This window comes from [Clostridium] symbiosum ATCC 14940 (genome assembly GCF_000466485.1).
In the GTDB taxonomy this organism is placed as follows: domain Bacteria; phylum Bacillota; class Clostridia; order Lachnospirales; family Lachnospiraceae; genus Otoolea; species Otoolea symbiosa.
In genome coordinates this window covers 34,221-37,435 of the sequence record NZ_KE992856.1, presented here as the reverse complement: position 1 = coordinate 37,435, position 3,215 = coordinate 34,221, and the positions used below count along the sequence as shown (strand labels likewise).

5 protein-coding genes and 1 pseudogene are annotated in these 3,215 nt (G+C 50.0%); all 6 read right to left on the bottom strand.

Going from position 1 to position 3,215, the window contains the following annotated elements:
- Positions 1-298: pseudogene (locus CLOSYM_RS22980) on the bottom strand (phage major capsid protein); the annotation flags it as partial.
- Positions 299-318: 20 nt separating this feature from the next.
- Positions 319-555, bottom strand: a complete 237-nt coding sequence (locus tag CLOSYM_RS06235; RefSeq protein ID WP_021641423.1) for a hypothetical protein — start codon at positions 553-555, stop codon at positions 319-321.
- A complete protein-coding gene (locus CLOSYM_RS06230; protein ID WP_021641422.1) occupies positions 543-1,187 on the bottom strand; it encodes an HK97 family phage prohead protease in 645 nt (214 codons plus the stop codon). The genes CLOSYM_RS06235 and CLOSYM_RS06230 overlap by 13 nt, the downstream gene beginning before the upstream one ends.
- Complete coding sequence (locus CLOSYM_RS06225) at positions 1,162-2,670, bottom strand: phage portal protein (RefSeq protein WP_021641421.1); 1,509 nt, start codon at positions 2,668-2,670, stop codon at positions 1,162-1,164. Before CLOSYM_RS06225 ends, CLOSYM_RS06230 begins: the two co-directional genes overlap by 26 nt.
- A gap of 4 nt (positions 2,671-2,674) precedes the next feature.
- The gene (locus CLOSYM_RS06220; RefSeq protein WP_021641420.1) at positions 2,675-2,920 is read right to left on the bottom strand and encodes a hypothetical protein; all 246 of its coding nucleotides are present in this window, start codon (positions 2,918-2,920) and stop codon (positions 2,675-2,677) included.
- Position 2,921: 1 nt separating this feature from the next.
- Positions 2,922-3,215, bottom strand: a 294-nt coding sequence (locus CLOSYM_RS06215; protein WP_021641419.1) for a terminase gpA endonuclease subunit, incomplete at its 5' end; no start/stop codon positions are given.

The following is a 3,215-nucleotide window of genomic DNA, read 5'->3' as shown; positions in this document are numbered from 1 at the left end:
CATCCATACCAAAGCGTGCGCATAAACCAGTAATCTCTCGAATTCTTGTCCGTTCCGCGAGAGCCGCCCTCTGTGCTTCCTCTTCTCTTCCCGCACTTCCTTCCGGCGGCCCGCACTGGCCTCTGTTCCCTGTTGCTGGTACACCATTTTCTCCTTCTGACGACGTTCCTGATTTCATGTCAATCTGGCACTGGAGGTTGTCAAACTCCGCCTGTTCCTCTGCCGTCAGGTTTCTTCTTTCCTGTCTTGCCGTTTCCGTCAACTGGCGTTGACGGGCAATCATTTCCTGTAAAGTCATTCTTTCTGTTCTCCTTCCTGCTACTTAAATACTTTGGCTTCTTTTAATTTTGCAATCAACCCATTATATTCTTCCTGGGTTGGAGCTGATGTGGCTTCGGCTGGCGCTGTGACCTGTTTAAATGGTGACACAGCCGGCGCCCGATACTGTTCTGCCATAAAGGAGCAGATGTCTTCCAGATTGTTCGGAATCTCATCTGCCGTCTTTCCCGTTAATGCGGCCGCGAGCGCTTTCATATTCGCTTCTAACTCTCCCATATTCTTTCTCCTTTCAGTTGATTTTCATTTACCCGAATGATCCGCTCCAAAAGCTCTAAATCTAGTAATCCTTCCTCAATGCCTTCCATTCCCTCACTTCTCCCCACACCTACGGTCGGATCGGCTGGAACGGAAACGATACTGACCTCAAGTGGTGTCCATTTTTTTGCAATATAGCAAGGGCCGGTAAAGCGTCCGTCACTGGACTTCTTCCCCGCTGCCACCTCCTCCCAGGCATCCACGCTGTACCCGACCGACACACCCTTTAACGTTCCGCTGGCCACCTTTTTCCGGATTACCTCGGCTTCTTCGTCATCGTCAAATTCAATATGTGCTTTTCCCCGGCCATCCTCCTTCCATGCCTTTGTAATCTTCCCCAGTACCCGATCCGTCTTGTGATTAAAAAGGACCACGCCAATGGACTGAAGCCGTTCAATCTCCATGCATCCATCGGAGTGATCCAGAATCTCCACACCATACCAACGGGTATAAGGCTCCTCGGAAGAAAAGGATAGTTCAAATTTCCGACCGTTCTTTTCTTCCTCCAAAGCCCGGATACCGGCATCCATAAAACGCACTGCATGAAAATCGTTTTCTCCCTTCGGATTATTTCTCATTGGCTTTTTTACCATTATTCTCCTCCTCTTCCTTCTCTCCTGGTCCACCTGTTATCATAGCCATCAGGTCAAAGCCTTTTTCTGAAGCATAACTACAGGCCTCCTCTATCTCGTCAACGACCTTCTTCCAATCGCGCCCATTCTCCGCGCAAATTTGTTGGAATGTCTTCTGCCCGGTCTTAAGCATCGTTGCATTGGCATTAGCCTCTTTCGCCGGGTCAATCCATCGTTTCGGCTTAATTACCCATTCGTGGGAAAGATACCGGTCCTTCTTTTCCCAGAAATCGGCTGGGGAAATAACGCCTTTTAGCCAGCAGGAAATCACAAAGGATTCATATACTTCATCTAACAGACATTCTATCAGCAATTCCTTTTCCTCGTCATAGGTCAGGTCGTCTTCAATCATGGATTGTCTGGCCGAAGCGTAATTGGTCTCTGACATGTCTCTGGATGTGGCCTCGTAGGATAAGCCATTGGCAGAAGAAATCATCCGTTGTTGTGCTTTGATGAAAGCCGTTGCGTCTGTCCCTTGCCCGGTTGGGTTGAGCATCTGCGCCTCATCCCCCATATTCATTTCCATAATCATGCCGGGAACCACCCGTTTTCCTTCGTATTGGACAGAAGGGCCGTTCCTAGCTTCCCGCCCTTTCCCCGGAGGTCCGGAAGGGTTCACCCGTTTAATAAACACGGCTAAACAGGCAGCAATCTTTTCTTTGATAGTAACCGCCGTCATAAATTCATTCATGTCCTTGATTCTGGTCAGTGTTGGGCTGAGATCTGACATTTCGCGGACCTGGGACGGCCTTTTCCTGGTATAATAAAAAATTACATCTTTCGCTTCCAGATATACCGGCTTCATCAATGTATACCCATCTACTGAATATTGCCGAATCCAGTAGCCTTCCGGTCGGTTCCATCGGTTGTATTCAATGCCTCCCGCAACCTTATTACCCTGCTTTTTAGGCTGAATCTGAGTGGTATCCAGTTCATCCACCTCCAGCACCTGTATCTGAAACGGCAATACCCCCTGACTTGTGTACCGTTTCACCACCAGTATTCCCCCGTCTGCGACTTTCCTCTGCACGCACATCCGGACAATCTGGACAAATGATTGCTGTCCAGTCACATCGCAATTACCACGCCTGCACCACTGGTTCCACATATGCTCCAGCTCACAATCCAGTTCTGGTTCCCCTGTCGTAATCCGCACCTGCAGGCCGCCCCCGATAACATTCCGTTTAAAGGCTCGGAGAACCGAGTTCATAACATCAGAATTCCGCTCTAAATCTCTCGCTCTGGCTCTGACCGTATCTCTCTCGTATCGGTCTGTCATCTCAGCCGAAAGATTCTGCGTATTCCATTGGCTTTGAAGGCGGCCCGTGTCGCTGGCATCATAATTTCCTCGATACGCTTCATACTGGCTACGCCAAGCGGCCCGTTCTGCTCCTGCCTTCGGGCTGACCGCTCCAATCACCCGGTCTATTACATTCAGTTTCATTGTCCTACCTCCTGTTATCCGGGCCAAAGTCTGCTGCATAGGCGCCTAATAACAATGTTGTTCCGCTGCCCTCCATCTGTGCTTCCAGCCGGTTCCGTTCCGCAATCAAGGTTCCTAGGTCGGCTCTGGTCAGGGAACGGGTACCAATTTTGTAACTCTGCCCTCCGACCATAATTTTGTAAATTGCGTCATTTAATATCTGAAGCTGCTCTACGGGACTGTTGAAAACGCCCATTGCATTATCCGCCATCTTATAACCACCCTTCTAATTCATTCGTCTGTATCCATTGTTCTTCCGAGCCGGACACTTCTGGCTGTTTGGCCGGCGGCTCATAACGTTCCAGATGCCAGCTTCTGGCACCCCGGATATCCGCCGCGGCCATTGCGTACACCTCTGCATCCAGGTAATGGTTGTCACCGTGGCTGCTCTTTTTTACCCACTTCTGCACAGCGGCTCCATTTGCCTGGCGCTCATTGATTTTATGTTCTGCCGTTACCTGGCCCGCATACTCCCCGTCAATCCCGGAGAAGACCATCCAAGAGCC

Coding starts and splice junctions, on each gene's coding strand:
- CLOSYM_RS06220 (WP_021641420.1), bottom strand. CDS start 2,920: ATGGCGGATAATGCAATGGGCGTTTTCAACAGTCCCGTAGAGCAGCTT.
- CLOSYM_RS06235 (WP_021641423.1), bottom strand. CDS start 555: ATGGGAGAGTTAGAAGCGAATATGAAAGCGCTCGCGGCCGCATTAACG.
- CLOSYM_RS06225 (WP_021641421.1), bottom strand. CDS start 2,670: ATGAAACTGAATGTAATAGACCGGGTGATTGGAGCGGTCAGCCCGAAG.
- CLOSYM_RS06230 (WP_021641422.1), bottom strand. CDS start 1,187: ATGGTAAAAAAGCCAATGAGAAATAATCCGAAGGGAGAAAACGATTTT.